This is a genomic window from Haemophilus parainfluenzae (genome assembly GCF_014931375.1).
Classification (GTDB): Bacteria; Pseudomonadota; Gammaproteobacteria; order Enterobacterales; family Pasteurellaceae; genus Haemophilus_D.
The window spans coordinates 1824569-1846888 of the sequence record NZ_CP063117.1; the positions used below are offsets into that span (position 1 = coordinate 1824569).

At 39.1% G+C, this 22320-nt stretch carries 18 protein-coding genes; 4 read left to right on the forward strand and 14 right to left on the reverse strand.

The genetic code is table 11. From position 1 onward, the window contains the following. Positions 1 to 10: 10 nt before the first annotated feature. Together glgP and malQ are read right to left on the reverse strand one after the other, a co-directional pair. Positions 11 to 2278, reverse strand: coding sequence for a glycogen/starch/alpha-glucan family phosphorylase (gene glgP / locus INP95_RS08800; RefSeq protein ID WP_049374558.1), 2268 nt, complete (start codon positions 2276 to 2278; stop codon positions 11 to 13). Then, positions 2278 to 3783, reverse strand: a complete 1506-nt coding sequence (gene malQ, locus INP95_RS08805; protein WP_049374559.1) for a 4-alpha-glucanotransferase — start codon at positions 3781 to 3783, stop codon at positions 2278 to 2280. The genes glgP and malQ overlap by 1 nt, the downstream gene beginning before the upstream one ends. A gap of 195 nt (positions 3784 to 3978) precedes the next feature. Here malQ and INP95_RS08810 point away from each other — a divergent pair, with 195 nt between their 5' ends. Further along, positions 3979 to 4692: a GntR family transcriptional regulator gene (locus INP95_RS08810; RefSeq protein WP_065243505.1), complete on the forward strand. Its 714-nt coding sequence runs from the start codon at positions 3979 to 3981 to the stop codon at positions 4690 to 4692. Between the two features lie 78 nt (positions 4693 to 4770). On the opposite strand, the gene tehA is transcribed toward INP95_RS08810, so the two are convergent. After that, positions 4771 to 5715, reverse strand: a complete 945-nt coding sequence (tehA, locus tag INP95_RS08815) for a dicarboxylate transporter/tellurite-resistance protein TehA (RefSeq protein ID WP_049367403.1) — start codon at positions 5713 to 5715, stop codon at positions 4771 to 4773. Between the two features lie 157 nt (positions 5716 to 5872). Continuing rightward, entirely contained in the window at positions 5873 to 7162 is a 1290-nt protein-coding gene (serS, locus tag INP95_RS08820) for a serine--tRNA ligase (protein WP_049374562.1), read from the reverse strand. Positions 7163 to 7400: 238 nt separating this feature from the next. Here serS and INP95_RS08825 point away from each other — a divergent pair, with 238 nt between their 5' ends. Beyond that, the gene (locus INP95_RS08825; protein ID WP_111315434.1) at positions 7401 to 7619 is read left to right on the forward strand and encodes an HP1242/YdcH family protein; all 219 of its coding nucleotides are present in this window, start codon (positions 7401 to 7403) and stop codon (positions 7617 to 7619) included. A gap of 51 nt (positions 7620 to 7670) precedes the next feature. Here the strand turns inward: INP95_RS08825 and INP95_RS08830 are convergent, their stop codons facing one another. Then, entirely contained in the window at positions 7671 to 8549 is an 879-nt protein-coding gene (locus tag INP95_RS08830; RefSeq protein ID WP_197560560.1) for a DMT family transporter, read from the reverse strand. Beyond that, complete coding sequence (locus INP95_RS08835) at positions 8549 to 9349, reverse strand: HI_1241 family integral membrane domain (RefSeq protein ID WP_197560561.1); 801 nt, start codon at positions 9347 to 9349, stop codon at positions 8549 to 8551. Before INP95_RS08835 ends, INP95_RS08830 begins: the two co-directional genes overlap by 1 nt. A gap of 134 nt (positions 9350 to 9483) precedes the next feature. On the opposite strand from INP95_RS08835, the gene INP95_RS08840 reads away from it, so the two are divergent. Then, entirely contained in the window at positions 9484 to 10143 is a 660-nt protein-coding gene (locus INP95_RS08840; protein ID WP_197560563.1) for a trimeric intracellular cation channel family protein, read from the forward strand. Between the two features lie 15 nt (positions 10144 to 10158). Then, entirely contained in the window at positions 10159 to 11412 is a 1254-nt protein-coding gene (gene proA / locus INP95_RS08845; RefSeq protein ID WP_197560565.1) for a glutamate-5-semialdehyde dehydrogenase, read from the forward strand. 66 nt (positions 11413 to 11478) lie between these two features. On the opposite strand, the gene INP95_RS08850 is transcribed toward proA, so the two are convergent. The 8 genes from INP95_RS08850 to mscK form a co-directional block, all read right to left on the reverse strand. Further along, on the reverse strand, positions 11479 to 12327 hold the full coding sequence (locus INP95_RS08850) for a DUF808 domain-containing protein (protein WP_197560567.1): 849 nt from the start codon (positions 12325 to 12327) through the stop codon (positions 11479 to 11481). Between the two features lie 40 nt (positions 12328 to 12367). Further along, positions 12368 to 14527: a DNA polymerase III subunit gamma/tau gene (gene dnaX / locus INP95_RS08855; RefSeq protein WP_197560568.1), complete on the reverse strand. Its 2160-nt coding sequence runs from the start codon at positions 14525 to 14527 to the stop codon at positions 12368 to 12370. 16 nt (positions 14528 to 14543) lie between these two features. Then, positions 14544 to 15086 carry an adenine phosphoribosyltransferase gene (gene apt / locus INP95_RS08860; protein WP_005698770.1) on the reverse strand — a complete coding sequence of 181 codons (543 nt, stop codon included), beginning with the start codon at positions 15084 to 15086 and terminating at the stop codon, positions 14544 to 14546. 113 nt (positions 15087 to 15199) lie between these two features. Further along, the gene (lpxM, locus tag INP95_RS08865) at positions 15200 to 16159 is read right to left on the reverse strand and encodes a lauroyl-Kdo(2)-lipid IV(A) myristoyltransferase (protein WP_197560569.1); all 960 of its coding nucleotides are present in this window, start codon (positions 16157 to 16159) and stop codon (positions 15200 to 15202) included. A 9-nt stretch (positions 16160 to 16168) separates the two neighbouring features. Further along, positions 16169 to 16936, reverse strand: coding sequence for a TSUP family transporter (locus INP95_RS08870; protein WP_197560570.1), 768 nt, complete (start codon positions 16934 to 16936; stop codon positions 16169 to 16171). 10 nt (positions 16937 to 16946) lie between these two features. After that, positions 16947 to 17819 carry a penicillin-insensitive murein endopeptidase gene (gene mepA / locus INP95_RS08875; RefSeq protein ID WP_197560571.1) on the reverse strand — a complete coding sequence of 291 codons (873 nt, stop codon included), beginning with the start codon at positions 17817 to 17819 and terminating at the stop codon, positions 16947 to 16949. 64 nt (positions 17820 to 17883) lie between these two features. Continuing rightward, a complete protein-coding gene (gene aroC / locus INP95_RS08880; protein WP_111386477.1) occupies positions 17884 to 18957 on the reverse strand; it encodes a chorismate synthase in 1074 nt (357 codons plus the stop codon). A gap of 15 nt (positions 18958 to 18972) precedes the next feature. After that, complete coding sequence (gene mscK / locus INP95_RS08885; protein ID WP_197560572.1) at positions 18973 to 22314, reverse strand: mechanosensitive channel MscK; 3342 nt, start codon at positions 22312 to 22314, stop codon at positions 18973 to 18975. Positions 22315 to 22320 lie beyond the last annotated feature (6 nt).

Here is a 22320-nt window from a genome sequence, read left to right on the forward strand (position 1 = left end):
TGCTTCCCCCTTAGCCCTCACAATGCCAAATGTCTGCATTATATTGAGCGATCGTGCGGTCAGATGAGAAGAAGCCCGCTTTGGCGATATTCTGTACCACTTTCTCATTCCAACTATCCTGATCTTCATAATCGGCTAAAATTTGTTCTTTCGCGTCGACATAAGCATTAAAGTCGATTAACGTCATAAACCAGTCTTTATTCAATAATTCGTTATAAAGACGTTCTAAACGTGTTTTATTGCCTAATTTCACTACTGCAGGATTCAGAATAAAATCGACCGCTCTTTTAATATCTTTGTCGTTTTCATAATACGCTTTTGAAACATAACCTGCTGTTTCATAAAGTTTAATAATGCTTTCTGAATCTTTACCGAATGTATAGATATTTTTAGCACCGGCTAATTCTGCAATTTCAACATTAGCCCCATCCATTGTGCCTAAGGTTAATGCACCATTAAGCATAAATTTCATATTACCTGTACCAGAAGCTTCTTTAGAGGCAAGTGAAATTTGTTCTGAAATATCAGTTGCTGGAATGAGTTTTTCCGCCACGCTCACATTATAGTTTTCCACCAAATGTACGTTTAAATACTTATTCACTTCAGGATCATTATTGATTAACTCAGATAAGCAAAGAATTAAGTGAATAATATCCTGTGCAATCACATAAGCAGGTGCCGCTTTTCCGCCAAAAATCACCGTAATTTTACGTTTTGGTAATTTACCTGCTTTAATTTCTAAGTATTTATGAATCACATAAAGCGCATTCATTTGTTGGCGTTTATATTCATGGAAACGCTTAATTTGCGTATCAATGATTGAATTTTCATCTAACTCAATACCTTTATTTTCTTTAAGGTACGCTTTTAGTGCTAATTTATTTTCAAACTTAATTTTCGCTAATTGTTTATGAACCTTTTTATCATCTTTAAAGGCTAACAATTTCTCTAATTTCGTTGCATCATGCAAATACTCATCGCCAATCAATTCTTTAATGTAAGCGGCTAATGCTTGGTTAGAAAACTCTAACCAACGACGGAAGGTAATGCCGTTTGTCTTATTATTGAATTTTTCAGGATATAACGCATAGAATGCTTTAAGTTCTGATTTTTTCAAAATCTCCGTATGTAATGCTGCCACACCATTCACAGAATTTGAAAAGTGGATGTCCATGTGCGCCATATGCACACGTTTTTGTTTATCAATAATTTGTACGGCAGGATCTTTATATTCTGCGCGCACTAATTTATCTAATTTTTTAATGATCACTACTAAATGAGGCACGACTTCATCTAGATAATCGAGTGGCCATTTTTCTAGCGCTTCAGCCAAAATCGTATGGTTGGTATAGCCCACCATATTACGTACGATTTCAACCGCTTCTGCAAATTTAATCTGATGTTTTTCCGTTAATAAGCGAATTAATTCAGGAATCACCATTGAAGGGTGAGTATCGTTGATCTGAACATACGCATAATCCGCTAAATCATGTAAGTTACTGCCACGCGCAATTGCTTCATCAATTAATAATTGTGCAGCATTTGATACCATGAAGTATTGTTGATAAATACGTAATAATTCCCCATTTTTATCTGAATCATCTGGGTAAAGGAATAAAGTCAGATTTTCTTCAATCGCAGTTTTATCAAACTCGATACCTTTTTTAATCAGTTTAGGATTCACTGATTTAATATCAAACAAATTGAGATAGTTCTTCGTATCTTTCTTGTAACCTAAAATATCAATACGATCTAATTTAGAAGTTAGCGTAAATTTCTTAAATGGCACTTCATAGCTAATATCCGTTGGAATTAACCAAGAGTTATCCTCAATCCAATCATTAGGCTCTGCATGTTGTTCATTCTTTTTGAAGACTTGTTTGAACAACCCATAATGATAATTTAAACCCACCCCTTCTGCATTTAAGCCAAGGGTAGACATTGAATCAATAAAGCAAGAAGCCAAACGCCCTAAACCACCATTTCCTAAAGATGGTTCTGGCTCAATATCTTCAATATGGCTTAATGATTTACCCGCACTTTCTAATTCCGCTTTGATATCTTGATACACACCAAGGTTAATCAAGTTATTAGAAAGTAATTTACCAATTAAAAACTCTGCTGAGATATAGTAAACCTTACGTTTACCTGTATTTTTAGGTTTATCTGCTGAGAGTGTTTTTACGTAATTTAATAATTGAATATAAGTTTCTTTATCGCTTAATTGTTCAAGCGATTTATTGGTTTCGTTTTTTACAAAGGTACTAAATTTCATCATTATTTTTCCTGATTCGCACGTTGATATAACGTGGTCATTTTTGCTAAAAAGTCTTTTTTATCTTGCGTTAAATCTGATTGCTGCATTCTCCATTGCCAGTTTCCACCAATTGTTGAAGGCACGTTCATTCTTGAACTGGCTGGCAAATCTAAAACATCTTGCATTGTGGCTATCGCGGTATTGCTAACCGTTGCAAAGAGCTGACGAATCATCGCTTGGCAAATCGATTCATCCTCATGGCGATGCGTATAATCATTGATATATTGCTGCTGTTGTTCAGTCAGGCTGTTATACCAACCATTGGTCACATCGTTATCATGTGTACCGGTATAAACAATGGAATGCGGGATGCAATAATGCGGGCTATCTAAGCTTTCTCCGCTAACATCTTCAAAGCCAAATTGCAGAATCTTCATGCCAGGATAGTTACAGTCTGTAAGCAATTTTCTGGCTTTGTCATCAATATTACCTAAATCTTCGGCAATAATCGGTAAATCGCCCAATTGCTCTTTAACGGCTTTAAATAAGTCATAACCTGGGCCTGGCTGCCAGCTACCATCTTTAGCCACCTCTGCTTTTCCATCTACTTGCCAATAATCAGAGAAACCTTTGAAATGGTCGATACGTAGTACATCATAAATTTTGAAGCTTTCTTCAATGCGGTGAATCCACCAAGCGTAGCCTTGTTTTTTATGTTCTTCCCAAGCGTAAAGCGGATTGCCCCAAAGTTGTCCTGTTGCACTGAATTGATCCGCTGGAACCCCGGCAACAAAAAGCGGATTACGTTCTTCATCTAATTGGAAGAGTTCTGGTTTTGTCCAAACCTCTACGCTATCTGCAGCCACGTAAATCGGCATATCACCGATGATCTGAATGCCTTTTTGATTTGCGTAATTTTTTAATTCAGTCCATTGTTTGAAGAAGAAATATTGCGTCACTTTAAAGTACTGAATTTGCTCCGCTAACATGGTGCGATATTTTTCCAATGCACTTGGATCTCGAGCCACAGCTTTTTTATCATCCCATTTTTGCAATGCTTGATTGCCAAAATGCTCTTTAATTGCCATAAACTCAGCAAAATCATCCAACCATAAACGATTGCTTTTCTCGAAGTGTTTGAAATCAGCTTGGAATGATTGATTCTCTAAAAAATTTTTCACGGCTATTTCTAAAATCGGACGGCGCGCATAGAAGACGCGCTCATAATCCACGCTAGTTGGATCATCACCAAAATTGACTGATGCATAATCAGCTTCTTTCAACAAGCCCATTTGGGTTAATAGATCAAAATCAATAAGATGAGTATTACCTGCAATTGCAGAGAAAGATTGATAAGGTGAATCACCATAACTGGTGGTAGTAAGTGGAAGAATTTGCCAATAAGTTTGTTTAGTTTCAACTAAAAAATCGACAAAATCATAAGCCGATTGCCCAAAGCTACCAATTCCGAATGCATTTGGTAGTGAGGTAATGTGCATAAGAACACCACTTGAACGAGTAAGCATAATATTTCCTCTAGGAAGTTATCATTTTGGCTCATTCTAACCTAAACGTATTTTTATGCAACAACTTATACGTAAAAGCTAATAACATTTTCGTAAATGTGTGACTTTTGTCACATTTTATACGTATAACATTTATGATTTTATGATATGCTATGACGACACCTATGGAACGAACGGTCGATAAAAGGATTAAAAATGAGCAAGTACAAGCAGGTCTATAACGAGATAAAGACCCAAATAAACAATGGTAATTTCGCACCATTGCAAGAACTCCCGAGTGAAAATGAACTCATGCAAAGCTATGGTTTTTCCAAGGATACTATTCGAAAAGCGCTTTCTTTACTTGAAATTGATGGCTACATTCAAAAGCAACAAGGCCGAAATTCGATTGTTTTAGAACATGATTTATCTAAACCACAAATGCTTTCTGAAATTAAAACCGTTAGCGAATTAAATAGTGCATCAACACACCAAGTAAAAACCACATTAACCAGCTTGTATATTGTGCAAGGTGAAGAAGAACTGATGCATATTTTTAATGTCGATGATCAGATCGATTTCTACCGCATTGCTCGTCTGCGTGAAATTGATGGCGAAGCCGTTGAATATGAGGTTTCTTATTTTGATCGCCGCATCGTGCCGTTTATTAGCCGAGAAATTGCTGAACACTCTATTTATCACTATTTAGAAAACGAATTAAAATTAAAAATTAGCCACTCACAACGAAAAATTGTCTTTCGCTATGCGAACGAAGAAGAAAAAAATGCGATCGATCTTGGTGAGTATGACATGGTTGTGAATGTGACGAGTACCACTTATTTGGCTGATGGGCGACCATTTCAATATGGGAGTATTAGTTATCGACCAGATAAGATTGCGTTTACATCAACAGCAAAACGGCATGTCTAGTTTTTTGTAAATGATAAGTTGTGATTAAAAAATTCATAAAAAAAGTGCGGTCATTTTTAACCGCACTTTTTGTTTACACTACTTTAACCAAAATTGTCCTTTGAAAATTTTTCCTAATGTCATCAGCACCAAACCGCTCATCATCAAGTTAGCAAAGATAAATGCACCATTTGCCAATCCGCTCAGTACGTTATGATGAACAAAAGAAACAGCCCCATTCGCTAAAGAAGCTAATCCGAATGAAAAAGCCCAGAACCCAATATTCAGTCCTTTTTCACTAATCCAAGGGAACAGACGAATTAAAAAGAACATTTGTAAAAAACCGTATCCCCATAAGAGTTTAACGAAAAGATCGATCTCTCCTCCATTAAGCGATAAGTAAGCTGACGATCCTACAAATGCCGGTGCGAGAATGATCCCCATGGTTGGACGAAATTGTGGTTCAATCTGCAACACGCGTAAACGTTGGAATAACACAGGTTCATAAATAATCCAAGCAATCATCCCTGCACCTAAGAACAAATAGCCTAAATCTTGATAGCCTAACAAGGCTAATGATGAGGCACTTGTAAAGTTAGTCGCCACAGAGGGCAAATAAAAAGGTGGCAGTGTCGATTTTTCCTCAAATGTGCCATCTTTCCATAACGCACTAATACGCACTGAAGCAAACAATAATTGCCCAATTGTCCCGATCCAAATTAATCCCTCACCAATAAGAGGAAACCAACGATACAGAACATCCCCGCTTAACATGGTTGTAATCGGTATTAATGCGAGAAAAGAAAAACGTATCGGACAACAATATTCATCTCGTACTTCTTGAGAGAAATAAATCATTTTATAAATATAGAGCAAGACGAAAAGTGCCCATACTGAAACAGACGTTACGCCAATAATATCACTCACATTTCGAGAAAAAGAGAGCGTATCGCCCATATGCAACCAGGCTAAAGATAAAGCGCTTAAACCTAATGGAATCGCAAAATACCCTGTTGGTAATGGAAATGGTCGTTTATCAGTCATTATTATTCTCCTAAAAATTGATACCTTATAAGATTACCTCTAAATGCATGAATATTGATGTGGATTTATCTCAAAGACTAGAATAAAAATCTCATTTCTCTAGATGAAAGAAAGGGCTAATAAACATTAGCCCTAAATTGAATTTATATATTTTGGATTATTTGCAGATCACTTCTAATCCGCCCATGTAAGGACGTAATACTTCTGGCACCGTAATTGAGCCGTCTGCATTTTGGTAGTTTTCAAGCACGGCGACTAAAGTACGACCGACTGCTAAACCAGAACCATTTAATGTGTGTACTAAGCGAGTTTTCTTATCCCCTTTCGCTTTGCAACGTGCTTGCATACGACGGGCTTGGAAATCCCACATATTTGAGCAAGAAGAAATCTCACGATAAGTATTTTGTGCAGGCACCCACACTTCTAAGTCGTAAGTTTTGCAAGAACCAAAGCCCATATCTCCGGTACAAAGTAAGACTTTACGATATGGTAGATTTAAAAGTTGTAATACTTTTTCTGCATGTCCTGTTAATTCTTCAAGCGCTTCCATAGATTTATCTGGATCGACGATTTGTACCATTTCGACTTTATCAAATTGGTGCATACGAATTAAACCACGGGTATCACGACCATATGATCCCGCTTCAGAACGGAAACATGGTGTATGTGCGGTCATTTTGATTGGCAATTCTGCTTCATCAATAATCACATCACGTACAAGGTTAGTTACCGGCACTTCCGCTGTTGGAATTAATGCGTAAGGTTGCTCACCTTCTAAAGCTAAAGTATGGAATAAATCTTCACCGAATTTTGGTAATTGGCCTGTCCCATAAAGGGTCGCATGGTTAACTAAATAAGGCACATAGGTTTCTAAATAACCATGTTGTTCGGTATGAAGATCTAACATGAATTGCGCTAACGCACGGTGCATTTTAGCAATTTGACCTTTCATGACCGCAAAGCGCGCACCTGCTAATTTAGCCCCTGCTGCAAAATCTAAGCCATTGGCATCTTCACCTAATGACACGTGATCTTTGATCTCAAAATCAAAGGTACGCGGTGTACCCCAACGTAAAATTTCTTTATTTTCAGTATCATCTTTACCTAATGGCACTTCATCTGCTGGAAGGTTTGGAATGCTTAATGCGATTTGATTGATTTCTGCTAACACCGCATCTAGTAGGGACTTCGCTTCATTAAGCTGTTCGCCCATGTTATCTACTTCAGCCAATAATGGTGCAATGTCTTCACCACGTGCTTTTGCCGCACCAATAGCTTTAGAACGCGCATTACGCTCTGCTTGTAATGTTTCAGTTTTTACTTGTAAATCTTTGCGTTGTTCTTCTAATGCGGTAAGTTTTTCCGTATCAAGAATAAAGTTACGTTTTACTTTTAATTTTTCTGCTACTTCAGCCAGATTATTACGGAGTAAATTTGGATCGATCATTGGAATTCCCTATTTTTCATTATGAAACAGATACCTTTATTCTAGCGCGCTTTCGCCAAATAAACCAGTTAAAAGCCTGATTTTTCTTTTATTAACTCTTTCAAAAACATCAAATTTTATGACCGCACTTTGCCATGATTTAATTTTGTGATCTCTGTCAAATTCTGAGAATGAGACACTAGAAACAGCAAAAAAAAGTTCTATAATGAAAATGAACGTTAACCAAGAGGAGTAACCTATGTTTCCTGAATTCCGCGATTTAATCACTAAGCTTAAAAACAAAGATGCTTATTTTGATCGCTTGTTTGAAAAGCACAATGCATTAGACCAAGATATCAAAAATAAGATTGATAACATAGAACTCGCAACTCATACGGAAATTGAGAACTTGAAAAAAGAAAAATTACGGATTAAAGACGAGCTCTATCAATACTTGAAAAAGAAAGCAGCTGAGTAATTGGTTTAATGTAAAGACAAAGTGCGGTGAAATTTACCGCACTTTTTTATTTTAAGAGGTTTTGCTTTTTTGAGAGCCAAGATAAATTGCGACTAATGTCAGCACTGCCCCCGCCCATTGCCAATGATTGATTGGCTTATCCAATCCAAAATAATCAATCACAAGCGCCACCACGGGTTCAGAAAGCAGTAATAAACCCGTTAAGCCTAACGATAAATAAGGAATGGTATAAGCAATCATGCCCCAGGCGACACATTGCATCACCGCACCATAAATGAAGACTAATCCCCAATCGGTGAAAGTGGTGGGATAAAGATTATCAGGATTAAAAATTAGCGAAGGAATAATTAAGACGAAAGCACCACTCAAGCTCAGAATAAACATGAGTGAGAATAAAGCCGTTGGTTCTTCTTCGTGTACTTTTTTAATCATAACCATTGAGGCGGCAAGCAAGCCAGCAGAAATGAGCCCAATGATAATGCCGTACATGCCTTCAAAATTATGCTGTAGCTCTTCCCCTGAGATTAAGACAACACCCACAACGGCTAAAAAAAGGCTTAGCATTTGTAGTTTAGTTTGGCGTTCGCCAAAGAAAAAATAGCCAATTGCTGCCAAAAAGAAAATCTGCAGGCTATTCAACAAGGTTGAAATGCCTGGCCCTACCGCATAGACACTTTCATGCCAAAAGGATAAATCAAAGGCTAAAAAAATGCCGGCTAATACAGCATACATCATTGCTTTACGGCTTTTTGGAAAACGCTGTCTTTTTAATTTCATTAAAAACCAGAAAATAAAAGAAGCAATAAGTAAGCGCCAGAATGCAATGGCATAACCACCTACTGGCACAAACTTAACAATTAGGCTTCCTAAACCGAATAGTACGCAGCCCACGACTAACATCGGGGCGGCGTAAGATTTTATTTTATTCATTAAATAAACATCGCCCAGACAGCCAAACTCGCCGCCATAAAGAACAAAATGAGTAAGCTGTTATAGCTGAGTTTCCATTTATTCACACTATGTAAAAGCAGAATGCCCGCTATCACTAAGTGAAGCAGGAAATAAATACCATATGCAAAAACAACGGCAAAAGTGACCGCACTTACACCTTGATAAATGATAAAAATCAATACTGCCAATGCATTAAGGGCAAGCAGTAAAATCATCAATAACGGCAGTAATGCTATAAAACCTTGTAAACGATTACGAGAAACAGATAAGCATAAATTCGCTAACAATACCCCCATTAAAGCTTGTGCTAGCGGGTTATATTGCATGAAATTTGGTGTTGGATTGCCGAAGAAAATCATCAAATAGGCAATTACACCCAATCCACTCACCAACGATGACATTAAGAGAAAACCACGGCGAGCGACTTCATCTTTAGGTTGTTTCCATACTGCATATACGGCAGATAACCCGCATAAGCTGACAATATCAGTCATCACGTAATGATATGGTGAGGCCAGGCTCATTCCTAACCAAATGAACCAATAAAGCGCAAAACAGACATTTGCTTTGATTAAACGTCCACGCTGCCCAGGGCAAATTTCCCCTTTAATAAAAGCAACCAAACAAAGCAATTGGGCAATCAGCACACCAAAGGCTAAATGGGGAATCAGTTTTTCAGCAAGTTGCAAAGCTTCTACAAAAAACTCGATCATTAATAGCAACCCAATTGGTAATAGTGCAAGAAATGCTGCCAAGGGTTTGGATTGTTCTTCTGACATAAAATTCTCGATTAGAAAAAGAAGACGTCATTATGCCAAAATTTATGGCTTTTTTTAATGGCTTTCGTGCATTTTGCCTCATTCCCTTTTAAAATAAGCAAAATGATAACCGCACTTTAGGAACCACAAAAAAAATGCTATTAAGCGTACTTTATATTATTGGAATTACCGCCGAAGGAATTACCGGCGCATTAGCCGCTGGACGAGAAAAAATGGATATTTTCGGGGTAATTATTATCGCCTGCGTGACGGCGATTGGCGGAGGTACAGTACGCGATGTATTACTAGGTCACTACCCTGTTGGCTGGGTTAAACATCCTGAATATTTCATCATGGTAGCTGGTGCGGCAGTATTAACCGTTTTTATCGCACCTTTCATCAAACATTTTATGCGCTACTTCCGCACCATTTTCTTGGTATTAGATGCTTTAGGATTAATCGTATATTCCATTATCGGTGCGCAAATTGCCATTGATATGGGCTATGGTTTTACCGTTACATCCATTGCGGCAACAGTAACGGGTGCATTTGGTGGTGTGTTGCGTGATTTACTTTGTAACCGCATTCCCCTTGTATTCCAAAAAGAACTTTACGCCAGTGTATCATTCTTCTCTGCTGCTATGTATATGGCATTCCAATACATTCAATTAGAACACACGCTTTCAATTTTACTCACGTTATTCAGCGGTTTTGCACTGCGTTTACTTGCTGTTAGATTTGGTTGGGGACTACCCGTTTTCGATTTCCAAGAGCAAGAAGAAACAAATGATAAATTACCGAAGAAAACGAAATAATTAAAAGGAATAATTATGTTAGAACAAATGGGCAAACAGGCTAAAGATGCAGCCTTTATTTTAGCGCAGTTAAACACCACTGAAAAAAATCATGCGCTCAGCATTATTGCAGATCAATTAGAACAACAAGCGGAGCGTATTCTTGCCGCAAACCAAAAAGATATTGAAATTGCGAAACAAAATGGCTTATCTGAAGCCTTAATTGATCGCCTTTTATTAACCGAAGAGCGCCTAAAAGGCATTGCGAATGATGTACGCCATGTGATTTCGCTCGCTGATCCTGTGGGTAAAATCATTGATGGTGGTACCTTAGATAGCGGATTAAAGATCGAACGAGTCCGTACTCCACTTGGCGTGATTGGTACCATTTACGAAGCGCGTCCAAATGTAACCATTGATGTGGCAAGCCTTTGCTTAAAAACCGGTAATGCCGTGATTTTACGTGGTGGAAAAGAAACACAACATTCCAACCAAATTTTAGTAGAAGTGGTACAAAATGCCCTTGAACAAGCGGGATTACCACGCCATGCAGTCCAAGCCATTACGGATCCGAATCGTGAACTTGTGATGCAACTGCTTAAATTGGATCGCTACGTGGATATGATTATTCCTCGTGGCGGTGCTGGTTTACATGAGCTTTGTAAACAACATTCTACCATTCCAGTGATTGTCGGTGGTGTGGGTGTTTGCCATCTTTTTGTGGAAGAAAGTGCTGACCAGGAAAAAGCCCTTGCTGTGATTGCTAATGCAAAATGCCAACGTCCAAGCACATGTAATACGTTGGAAACACTTTTAGTTCAACGCTCGATTGCAGAAACCTTCCTGCCAAAACTCGCGAAATATTTAGCCGAGAAAAAAGTGAAATTCCATGCAAAATCGACCGCACTTTCGATTCTTCAAGCTGCAAATGTCGATGTGCAAGAAGTGACTGAACAAGCGCTACGCCAAGAATGGGGTTCACTCGATCTCAATGTTGTGGTGGTTGAAGATATGGATGCAGCAATTGCTCATATCCGTGAATATGGCACACAACATTCTGAAAGTATCTTGACGGAAAACCAACGATTAGCCACACAATTTATCAATCAAGTGGATGCAGCAGCCGTGTATGTTAATGCAAGTACTCGATTTACCGATGGCGGACAATTTGGTTTAGGTGCAGAAGTGGCGGTAAGTACTCAAAAACTTCATGCTCGTGGCCCAATGGGATTAGAAGCCTTAACCAGTTATAAATGGGTCTGTGTTGGCGATTACACTTCTCGCAAATAATCTGTTCCATCCATAAAAAAACCGCACCTTGAAACAATCAAAGTGCGGTTATTTTTTGTCTCGTTTTTAGTGTTTACCGAATAATTTCATCGCGGGCAATACAATCGCACAAGCAATCGCCCCAACAATCACACCAACGACTAACGTTGCCACATTACCGAGTAAGCCATCTGCTAATTGATAATCAGCGAGCAAATGATGAATGAAATCCACATTATGCACAAAAATACCGCCACCCACTAAGAACATCGCAAGCGTACCGATAAAACTAAGTGAACGCATAAATTTAGGCATAATCACTAAAATCGCCTTTCCGATTGACTTCGCCACACCGCCTTTTTTGATAAGGTATAAACCGAAATCATCTGCTCTAACAATCAATGCGACCAAGCCATAAACAAAAATAGTAATTCCGATACCCACTATTGAAAGAGAAATGATGCGAGTGAGCAAGCTCGCTTCGGTTAATTCGCCCAATGCAATAATAATAATTTCAGCAGAAAGAATAAAATCCGTACGAATTGCCCCTTTAATTTTAGCGGCTTCATTAAAGGTTGTTTTTTCTTCGTGCTCTTCATGAGCAATAAATTTATGTAGAATTTTCTCTACACCTTCAAAACATAAATATGCCCCACCAATCATCAGAAGTGGCACGATCAACCAAGGTAAAAATGCAGAAAGCAGTAAAGCAATTGGAATTAAAATGACTTTATTGACTAAGGATCCTTTGGTGACTGCCCAAACAATGGGTAATTCACGATCGGAAGATGCCCCTGTTACCTGATTAGCATTTAAGGCTAAGTCATCACCTACTACACCAACGGTTTTCTTGGCTGCTATTTTGGTCATCAAGGCGACATCATCAAGAATCGATGCAATGTCATCAATAAGAGTAAAAAGAGAGCTAAACGCCATATTCTTTCCTTTATAAAGTTAAAATTTAGAGAAATGAGTTTTAGACTGGTCGAATGCTTTCGACATCCAACTTCGCATCAAACTCTTTTTGTAATAAAAGTAGTTTTTTATCTTGCTGTAAATCCGTACGTGCCTGTTCACGCAACTCCTGATAAACTTTTTTGCGGTAATCCATCGGGGTTAAAACATCGGAATCTTCAACAAAAATCGACAATTTGACTGGCTTTTCATATAAACGTTCAAGATGCTCCAGTAAATTTTTAATATTTCGATCTTGTTTTAAATGCGCTTTTTCAGAATGAAGTCCGAGTTGAATTTCATCTTCTGTTTGCGACTTAATAAAGCAATTTAATGCCAACTCTTTTGAAAAGCCAATCACGCCAGAACGTTCGACAATATCAGTCCAAGGATCTTGTTTTTGCGTAATTTGAATAATTTTCTCACGCAATTCTGGTGTCACATCTTTCAACATTGCCTGTTTAATATCAGAAGGACGCACACCACTATCTACTTTGGCTAAATCCGGATTACTCCACTCCCAACGGTAGGTTTCCGCATCGAGAATTTCTTGCTCTTCCGCATCCATTTCAGCATTGTCATCAATGGTATTTTCAACCGTCTCAATACCTTGCTTTAACTCGTCAGCTTGTTGAGTCATTGGATTTAGTACCGCTACTTTCGTTTGCGTAGCTTTCGTTTGCGCAGCTTTCGGTGGTGTCATCTCTCGCACAGGAAGTGCGGTCATTTTTGGCGAATTTTTTTGCTCATCTAACTCTTGGAGGTGATGCAAGGTTTCTTTCACTGCGGCTTGCTGTTCATCATGATGATGCTGGCGCTCTGATTGCTCAATTATCGTTAATTGATTCAATGCCTCTAGCGCAGCAAGGCTGGCTAAATTCAATGAAGATGAGGTTTGAGTGGAAACAGGTTGAGAAGGTGAAGAATGCACAATCGCCGATTGAGCCATCGGCTTTTGCGCTTGTGCAGAATAATTTGCTTTGATGTTTTGCGACAGCACCGGCATATCCACATAACCAGAAACAGGCTGATTTTCAACCGCACTTTTCTGTGTATTTTGTTCAGGGGATAGCCCGCCTTGTTCAGGCGTTTGTACTGCCGTAAGGAACTTTGGGTGGAATGCCAATGCCCTCAATAATGTCATTTCTGCACCAATTCGACGATTTGGTGCGGTGGCCAATTCTTTTCGACCCGATACAATCACTTGATAGAAAAATTGTACGTCTTCGGGTGAAATATGTTTGGCTAGAAAACCTAAGTGATCGTTTTCATCAGTGGCATTTTTAGCAAGTAACTGCATTAACGCAATTTGATGTAATTTCTCGGCTGTTTCTGCCAATAATTCATCCCAATCGCCCGCTTTTTCTGCCACCGTTTGAATGGTTTTCATTAAACGCTCACCGTTACCTTGATGTAAAGCGTAAATGATTTCAATCGGCTGATCTTCATCTAACAGCCCAAGCATGGTATTCACCACATCGGTGGAAACTTTACCGTTGCCCATGGCAATGGCTTGATCCGTTAAACTTAAGCTATCACGAATACTACCTTGTGCCGCTTTGGCTAATTTATCTAATGCAGGCGCATCAAAAGGAATATTTTCTGCCGTAAGCACGCGATTAAGATGCGCTGAAATTTGCGGTTCATCTAATGCTTTGAGATGAAATTGCATACAACGGGATAAAATCGTAATCGGTAATTTTTGAGGATCCGTTGTAGCGAGTAGGAATTTCACATATTCAGGCGGCTCTTCCAAGGTTTTTAATAACGCATTGAAAGAATGGCGAGAAAGCATATGCACTTCATCGATGAGGTAGACTTTATAACGCCCTACTACCGGCTTATATTGCACGTTGTCTAATAGCTCACGGGTATCTTCTACTTTGGTACGAGAAGCCGCATCGATTTCAATTAAATCAATAAAATTGCCAGCTTCGATCGCTTTGCAGTTTTCACATTCACCACAAGGATCGGCAGTAATACCGTTTATACAATTCAAGCCTTTCGCAAATAAACGAGCAATGGAGGTTTTACCTACGCCACGGGTGCCGGAAAATAAATAAGCATGATGTAAACGGTTTTCTTTTAAACCGTTTTCCAAAGCAGTGAGCACATGGCTTTGCCCCACAACTTCAGAAAAGTTTTTTGGTCGCCATTTTCTGGCTAAAACTTGGTAGCTCATCGCATCCCTTTAAAAATTAATGGCCTTCAAAATTCACTAAGGTGTAGCAATCAATGCCTAAATCACGTAAGCGTTTTTCGCCCCCTAATTCTGGCAAATTAATCACAAAGGCAGCATGTTTCACTTCACCACCTAAACGTTGAACTAATTTCACGGTAGCTTCAACTGTTCCACCCGTTGCTAACAAGTCATCAATGATTAACACATTATCACCTTGCGAAATGGCATCAGTGTGCAATTCAAGGGTGTCTTGACCGTATTCTAATTGATAAGACTGTGCAATCACTTCACGAGGTAATTTGCCCGGTTTACGAACAGGGATAAATGGCAAGCCTAAGGCTAATGCAACTGGCGCACCAAAAATAAATCCACGAGACTCGGTACCTATTACTTTTGTGAGACCTTGATCTTTATACTTTTCAACGATCAAATCGATTGTGGCTTTGAAAGCCGCAGGCACTTCGAGTAAGCTCGTGATATCACGGAAAATGATGCCTTCTTTGGGATGATTTGGGATAGATTTGATAGAAGATTTGATTAATTCAAGTTGTTTGTTCATAAATAATTGCTCAAAAAAGAGTAAGAAAAAATCCTGTTTTTAGGCTCGCATTCTAGCATAGAAAAATACAAAAGTGCGGTGAATTTTGACCGCACTTTTGTAAATAAAATGAATTAATCTGGGTAAATATCTTCTCCGTCTTTTCGAGTACGAAGAAGCTGTAAAATCCAGACATATTGTTCTGGGGTTGGCGTAACGAAATACTCAATTTCCTCGTTCATCGCACGGGCTGATTGCTCAGGATCGTCGCTTAATTGCATCGGTGGGCGAATTTCCATTTCATACTTGCCATTCTTAGCGTTATAGCGTGGAAACATTGGAATAACCACCGCTTTTGCCAATTTCGCCATTTTGTTTAACCCAGGAAGGGTAGCTTTATAAGTGGCAAAGAAATCCACAAAGACACTTTGCTCGGCACCAAAATCCTCATCTGGAAGATAGTACCCCATTTGACCTTGCTTGATGTGCGCTAAAAACGGCTTAATCCCATTTTGGCGAGCATGCATTTTTCCGCCAAAACGTTGACGCGCTAAAGTCCATAACCAATCCACCAACGGATTTCGGTGTGGGTTATACATTGATGTCATAGGCATGCCGTGTGTATGTAAAATAATGCCAGAGGCATCAATCGCCCAACCATGCGGTACCATCAAAATGATGTTATGCCCTTCGGCTTTCGCTTGCTTGATATGCTCAAGGCCAATGAATTCGCTACGTTTTTGTAAATGTTTTTTAGAACGAATGGCAATTTCTCCAATACCAAGCATGACTTGTGCGACCGTCACAAACATGTCTTCAATTACTTTGTTACGTTTCTCATCTGTCCAATCTGGGAAACAGAGTTTCAAATTAATCTCGGCACGAATACGTGGTTTACCAATTTTTTTCGCGAGTGCACGAGCCAGTTTCTCGGCCATTTTATCGCGTAAACGAAACGGCACAAAAGCGAGTAACAAAAGCACAAAAATACCAAGCCAAATACCCCAATTTTTCGGGTGCAAATATGACCATGAAAAATGTGGCTCATAGCCCGTTCGTGCCGTAATACGTAATTTTTTCTGAGAATCTGTCATAATCAATTGTTAAAAATGAAACCAACCTTGATCATACGCCATTTTTATCGTCATGATAAATGACATAATCACCACCATCGGTCTGATCAGTTGTTTGCCTTTTGCCATCACCATTTTAGCCCCTAAATTGGCACCTATCAGGCTTCCTGCCATCATCACTAAACCGACAGTCCAAATCACATGACCACCAATTAGGAAGAAAATTAATGAGGCTAAATTTGAGGTTAAATTCATGACTTTAGCATGCGCCGTCGCTTTAGTGAGGTTAAATCCTAGTAAGGTCACACAAGCTAGATTCATTAATGAACCAGTTCCCGGCCCAAAAAAGCCGTCATAAAAACCTAAAAGTGAACCAAAACATAACGCAAAAACAGAGTAAGAAATTCGTTGTTTACGATCACTTTCACCCAATTTAGGCGTAAATAAAAAGTATAAACCGATCGCTAAAATGAGAAATGGAAGCCCTTGTTTAATTAATGACGCATCTAAATTTTGAATGAGTAACGTACCAATCACCGAGCCGATAAAAATCACCAGTAAGATGAAAGAAAACTCCGATAAATTGACCGCTCTTTTACGCAGAAAGTAAATACTTGCCGACAACGCGCCACCAAACGCTTGTAATTTATTTGTACCTAATGCCATTGCTGGTGGCATACCTGTCATTAATAAGGCAGGGATTGTAATTAAGCCTCCGCCACCCGCTATCGCATCAATAAATGCGGCAATAAAGGCAGCTGCAAAAAGCATGGCTAATATATCAATCCCCAACTCCATGATTTCACTCCTACTCTAACCATTCGCTACTATTTGGCGAACTCAACACTTGCTGACATAAAAACGGTTCTGGTGGTGTCGCTTTTGGTTTCGGCGATCCTGAACCTGGTTTTGCGGGTTCAAACCAAGAATAAAGTTCATCACCACATCCATCGCCTGCTGGTACAGGTGCTTGATCTTCACAATAAGCGGCATCTTTCGGACAAGCAATGCGCACGTGGAAGTGTGAATCATGTCCAAACCATGGGCGAATTTTGTGTAACCACGCACGATCATCACCCGCAGTTTGACAAAGTTTTAATTTAATCGCGGGGTTCACAAAAATACGGGTCACTTTTGGATCTTGCGCTGCCAATTTAATTAGCGTTGCATGATTGTTATTCCACACATTTTCATCAACACGTTGTGTTTGACGGTTCACCACGAGCAAACCTTTTCCATCAGAATTTAGCGCTTCGCTGTCTGTCATGGTGCCCATTCGCAACCAAATATCCGCATCTAATCCCATTTGATGGCTTGCATGCCCTGTTAAAAAGCGACCACCACCCGGCATAGCAATATCCCCAACTAACATCGTTGGTAAGCCTGCAGACTTCGCCTTTTGTCCAAGACGCTGTAAGTAAGCAATCATATCCGGATGACCATAATAGCGGTTTTTATTCATACGAATGACTTGGTATCCCTCACCTTTATAAGGCAATGGCTCCGCCCCGATAATACAACCATTCGAATAGCTACCAATTGGATTCGCTTTACCATCTGCTGCAGGAATTGGACGTTTAATACGTTGCCAGTCTTGTGGTGAGGCTGTTGTTTGTAACGAGAAAAAAACACTCCCTAAAACAACCGCACTTGAAAGTAATTTTGCTAAAGATTTATTCATAAGATTTCCTAAAACGAATGACCTTATCTTCAATAAAAGAGAAAATAAACTTAATTTAAAAGAGTTATCTGCATTGCGCCTTAAAACGCAATAAATGGTCGAGTAACACAATCGCGACCATTGCCTCTGCAATAGGGACTGCTCGGATACCGACACAAGGATCATGACGGCCTTTTGTCACCACTTCGACAGGATCACCTTCTAAATTAATCGAGCGTCCTGGAATGGTTATACTGGATGTTGGTTTTAGTGCAATGGTCGCAATAATTGGCTGACCAGAGCTAATGCCCCCTAAAATACCGCCAGCATGGTTGCTTTCAAAACCATTTGGTGTCATTTCATCACGATGTTCACTTCCACGCTGTTCAACTACGGCAAAACCATCGCCAATTTCTACACCTTTAACGGCATTAATCCCCATTAAAGCATGGGCTAAATCTGCATCAAGTCGATCAAAAACAGGCTCACCTAAGCCAACAGGGACATTTTCTGCAATCACCGTTAGTTTAGCGCCAATCGAATCCCCTTCTTTTTTCAATTCACGGATTAATTCATCAAATTTTTCGATCGCACTTTCATCTGGACAGAAAAATGGATTGCTATTCACTTTATCCCAATCAATTTTGCCGACAGTTTGTGGCGCAATCTTCACTTCGCCGATTTGGCTTAAAAAACCACGCACTTCAATGCCAAACTGCTCACGTAAATATTTCTTTGCAATCGCACCCGCCGCAACACGCATGGCGGTTTCTCGTGCAGAAGAACGTCCACCACCACGATAATCACGAATACCGTATTTTTGTTGATAGGTAAAATCTGCATGCCCTGGACGGAAACGATCCTTGATATCGCCATAATCTTGTGAACGTTGATCACCATTTTTAATGATCATTCCAATACTGGTACCGGTTGTTTTACCTTCAAATACCCCAGATAAAATCTGCACTTCATCGTCTTCACGACGCGGTGTGGTATAGCGTGATGTACCCGGTTTACGACGATCTAAATCAGGTTGAATATCGGCTTCCGATAATTCAAGATTCGGTGGCACACCATCAACGATGCAGCCTAATGCAATACCATGTGACTCCCCAAAGGTTGTCACACGAAAAAGTTGTCCGATAGTATTCCCTGCCATATTGTCTCTCTTTAATTAATGATTTTGGGCTAATTTTGCCACATCAATAAATGGAATTTCTTCGCCTGTATCCTTATTCTTGATAAAGATATCTAATTGGTTGAATGCAATATCAATATTATTTTCTGCAAATAACTCATTCACGCGGCGGTTGAGCGCATCAAGCGTATCATTTCGCTCAGACACTTGACCCACATAAACGCGTAATTCGTGATCTAACGTACTTGCCCCAAAGGTTAAGAATAATGCTCTTGGTTCTGGATCTTTTAAGACGCTTGGTTGCTCATGTGCGGCTTGCAATAATAAGCGTTTCACTAAGTCTAAATCAGAACCATATGCCACACCAACGGAAACCACTAAACGAGTAACGGTATTAGATAATGCCCAGTTGATCACTTGACCTGTTACAAAGGACTTATTTGGCACAATCACTTCTTTTCGATCAGGATCAATCATGGTAATCGCACGAATACGGATTTTCGCCACCGTACCTGTCACGCCATTAATTGTCACGGTATCGCCCACACGAATTGGACGTTCAAATAATAAAATGATACCCGAAACAAAGTTTGCAAAAATTTCTTGCATACCAAAACCGAGACCAACGGAAAGGGCTGCAAACAACCATTGTAATTTCGACCAAGACATCCCGAGTGTTGAGAATGCCCATGCTCCACCAACTGCAACAAAGATGTAGGTTAATAAGGTGGTAATGGTATAAGGTGTACCTTGTGAAAGTTTCACTCGAGAGAAGATTAATACTTCTAAAATACCCTGAATGTTACGCACCAAAATATAGGTAATCACGACAATGATTAATGCAACAATCAAGTTAAAGAGTGAAATCGTTTCTGTCACCACGCCCGCTTCAGTTGTTGAAGTTTGTTGCCACAAGGTAATATCACGCAAATAACTTACAACGGTCACTAAATCTGACCAGACATAATAGAAGATGGCAAAAAGTGCGGTCCAAATAAAGAGATCGGCAAAGCGTAGTAACTGGCTACGCACTTCATTTAAGGCTAATCCCTCTTCTTGTTCGGTAATCACGACCACATCATCAGAGGCTGAAGTATCACTTGAATCTTGTTGTTTTTGCTGACGTTTTTCTTGTAAACGTCGATAAGCTAAACGTCTTGATGCAACCGTAATACCACGATAAATAGTATGACGCACCAACGACCACACCACCCATGCAATGTAGGTATTAATAATATGCGTAATTAAATTTAAGGCGGTGTAATAATAGCCTAAAGCAACTAGTGCAATTAAAATAACAGGGACCAATTGCAATAAAACGCGCATAATTTTTAAAAGCGTTCTATCACGCTGATCCGTTACGCTTGAATTCAACGATTTTTCTGTGCGAACAAAACGTGGCGCAATAATCACAATACAGAAAAGCAAGGCAACAATCGTATTAATTTCGCCGAGGACGTCATTGGCTAAACCTGTATCCATGACATTACTGAAAATTGATGTATTCAGTAATAACACAACAGAAACAATAATACGTTTCGTAACATCTTGTAGGCTAGCTGCACTCTCTTTAGCAAAACCAAAATGGCGCACTAAAATACCATTCGGACGAAGAATAGCTAAAACAAAACTAAAGAACCACCAATAGCCCGCCATACTGAGCGACCATTCCCAAAACTCTTGTGGATTTTTTACAAAGAAAAAGCCTAAAAGTTGGCAAGCGGCTAAGAACCAGAGTGTGCCCGATAACGATAAAAATGCCGTATAAAATAACGCAAGCGGCGTATGCCATTGGCTATCAGAACGAAGCGTATTAATTTCGCCATTAATCACGCTCAAACGTTGTTTAATTGATTCTTTAAATTTGAAAATCAATCCACCAATCACAAACAAAATAAAGACATAAGTGAGTAAATACGGCAAATTATCAAAATTTGTCGGGAAGCCGATTTTCTTTCCAATGCCATCAAATTGTGCCTTGAGTGACATTGGCAGCTTTTTGATCCAATCTAAATTAATTGGATTGTTACTTTTTACCCAGAAACTTTGTTGATCAAGCTTAGACTGAATTTGATTACTGATTTGAGTAATCTGTTGTTGGGTTAGCTCTAAGGAAATTGCCAAATTCAACTGATTATTCAATGACTTAATTAAATCTGACCCTACTTTACGACGTTCAGTGAGTAAATTGGTTAATTGTGTTTTTTCTGCCGGTGTAAACGATTTATTTTCATCCTGCTCTATTTTACTGATGTAAGCATCAATATCATAAAGCTCATTACGTTTCTGCGTAATATCGAAGATCTGTACACGCAAATCCGCAATTTGCTTTGAAAGACCTTGAATATTTAAATTGGTCGGTAATTTTTGTTTTTGTTGCTGAATAATGCGAGAAAGCACCAACGTGCCTTGTAATGCGCTGATTTGCTCATCAATGGTACGTTGTGTCTGCGTTAAGTTATCCAACACATTTCGCATGCGTAATTCATCTTGCGTTAATGTATTGGTTTTCTCTGTTTGCTCAAGTAAATATTGGCTAAGCTGCGCATTCAAATTCAATTCTTTCTGAATCAACGGATTTTGCTCAACATTTTGGCTTTGTTGTTGTGCTTGCTCAACTTGGTTTTGTGTTTTAGCCAAATTCTTTTGATTAATCGCTTCTTGAATGGCTGCAATTTGTTGCTGCAATGCTTGAACACGAGTATTTAATAACTCATATCGACTTCGATAAAGCACAGTCAACTGATCGCTATTTTTTAATAGCACTTGATTATAGATATTTTTTAGCTCAATCAGTTGTAATTCAAGCTGAATTTGCTGTTTTAATAGTGAACTTGTCGTTGGATCAGCTAATTTCTGATTCAATTCTTGCGTACGTTTAACATTATCTGTTAAGGCTGTTTGAGCACGTTCCGACACAGAGCTCTGCCCTGCAAGTTGCGTATTCACCGCACTTAATGCAGATTGGGCATCTTGTTGTTGATTGGTCAGTTTCTCAACCTGAGCCTGTAGATTAGCTAAACTTTGTGAAGCATAATCGGTGTTATTTGGTGAGCTCAGCTGTTTTTTGAGATTTTGTAGATCGCTATTGTTCTTCTGAATTTCAGAATCTGCATCAATAAGCGTCTCTTGCAGCTCATTATTGCTTTTTTGCTGCGTTTGAATTTGTTGTAAGAAATCGAGTGACGCCTGAATTGTAGCCACTTTACTTGTTTTTTCATCACCATCCGGTAACTTTTCCGCCTCAGCTAATTCACTTTTAAGTGTTTTTTCAGTTGGTAAATCAGCATTATTCTCTGCCCAAACAGGCTGAGAAAGTGCCAGAGTAAAAACAAATGAAAGACCAAGTGCGGTCAAAACACGAGAGATTTTTTTCATTAAACT

Bases quoted from the DNA above. Each gene is read 5' to 3' on its own strand.
- glgP (WP_049374558.1), bottom strand. From the start codon at position 2,278: ATGATGAAATTTAGTACCTTTGTAAAAAACGAAACCAATAAATCGCTT.
- malQ (WP_049374559.1), bottom strand. From the start codon at position 3,783: ATGCTTACTCGTTCAAGTGGTGTTCTTATGCACATTACCTCACTACCA.
- INP95_RS08810 (WP_065243505.1), top strand. From the start codon at position 3,979: ATGAGCAAGTACAAGCAGGTCTATAACGAGATAAAGACCCAAATAAAC.
- tehA (WP_049367403.1), bottom strand. From the start codon at position 5,715: ATGACTGATAAACGACCATTTCCATTACCAACAGGGTATTTTGCGATT.
- serS (WP_049374562.1), bottom strand. From the start codon at position 7,162: ATGATCGATCCAAATTTACTCCGTAATAATCTGGCTGAAGTAGCAGAA.
- INP95_RS08825 (WP_111315434.1), top strand. From the start codon at position 7,401: ATGTTTCCTGAATTCCGCGATTTAATCACTAAGCTTAAAAACAAAGAT.
- INP95_RS08830 (WP_197560560.1), bottom strand. From the start codon at position 8,549: ATGAATAAAATAAAATCTTACGCCGCCCCGATGTTAGTCGTGGGCTGC.
- INP95_RS08835 (WP_197560561.1), bottom strand. From the start codon at position 9,349: ATGTCAGAAGAACAATCCAAACCCTTGGCAGCATTTCTTGCACTATTA.
- INP95_RS08840 (WP_197560563.1), top strand. From the start codon at position 9,484: ATGCTATTAAGCGTACTTTATATTATTGGAATTACCGCCGAAGGAATT.
- proA (WP_197560565.1), top strand. From the start codon at position 10,159: ATGTTAGAACAAATGGGCAAACAGGCTAAAGATGCAGCCTTTATTTTA.
- INP95_RS08850 (WP_197560567.1), bottom strand. From the start codon at position 12,327: ATGGCGTTTAGCTCTCTTTTTACTCTTATTGATGACATTGCATCGATT.
- dnaX (WP_197560568.1), bottom strand. From the start codon at position 14,527: ATGAGCTACCAAGTTTTAGCCAGAAAATGGCGACCAAAAAACTTTTCT.
- apt (WP_005698770.1), bottom strand. From the start codon at position 15,086: ATGAACAAACAACTTGAATTAATCAAATCTTCTATCAAATCTATCCCA.
- lpxM (WP_197560569.1), bottom strand. From the start codon at position 16,159: ATGACAGATTCTCAGAAAAAATTACGTATTACGGCACGAACGGGCTAT.
- INP95_RS08870 (WP_197560570.1), bottom strand. From the start codon at position 16,936: ATGGAGTTGGGGATTGATATATTAGCCATGCTTTTTGCAGCTGCCTTT.
- mepA (WP_197560571.1), bottom strand. From the start codon at position 17,819: ATGAATAAATCTTTAGCAAAATTACTTTCAAGTGCGGTTGTTTTAGGG.
- aroC (WP_111386477.1), bottom strand. From the start codon at position 18,957: ATGGCAGGGAATACTATCGGACAACTTTTTCGTGTGACAACCTTTGGG.
- mscK (WP_197560572.1), bottom strand. From the start codon at position 22,314: ATGAAAAAAATCTCTCGTGTTTTGACCGCACTTGGTCTTTCATTTGTT.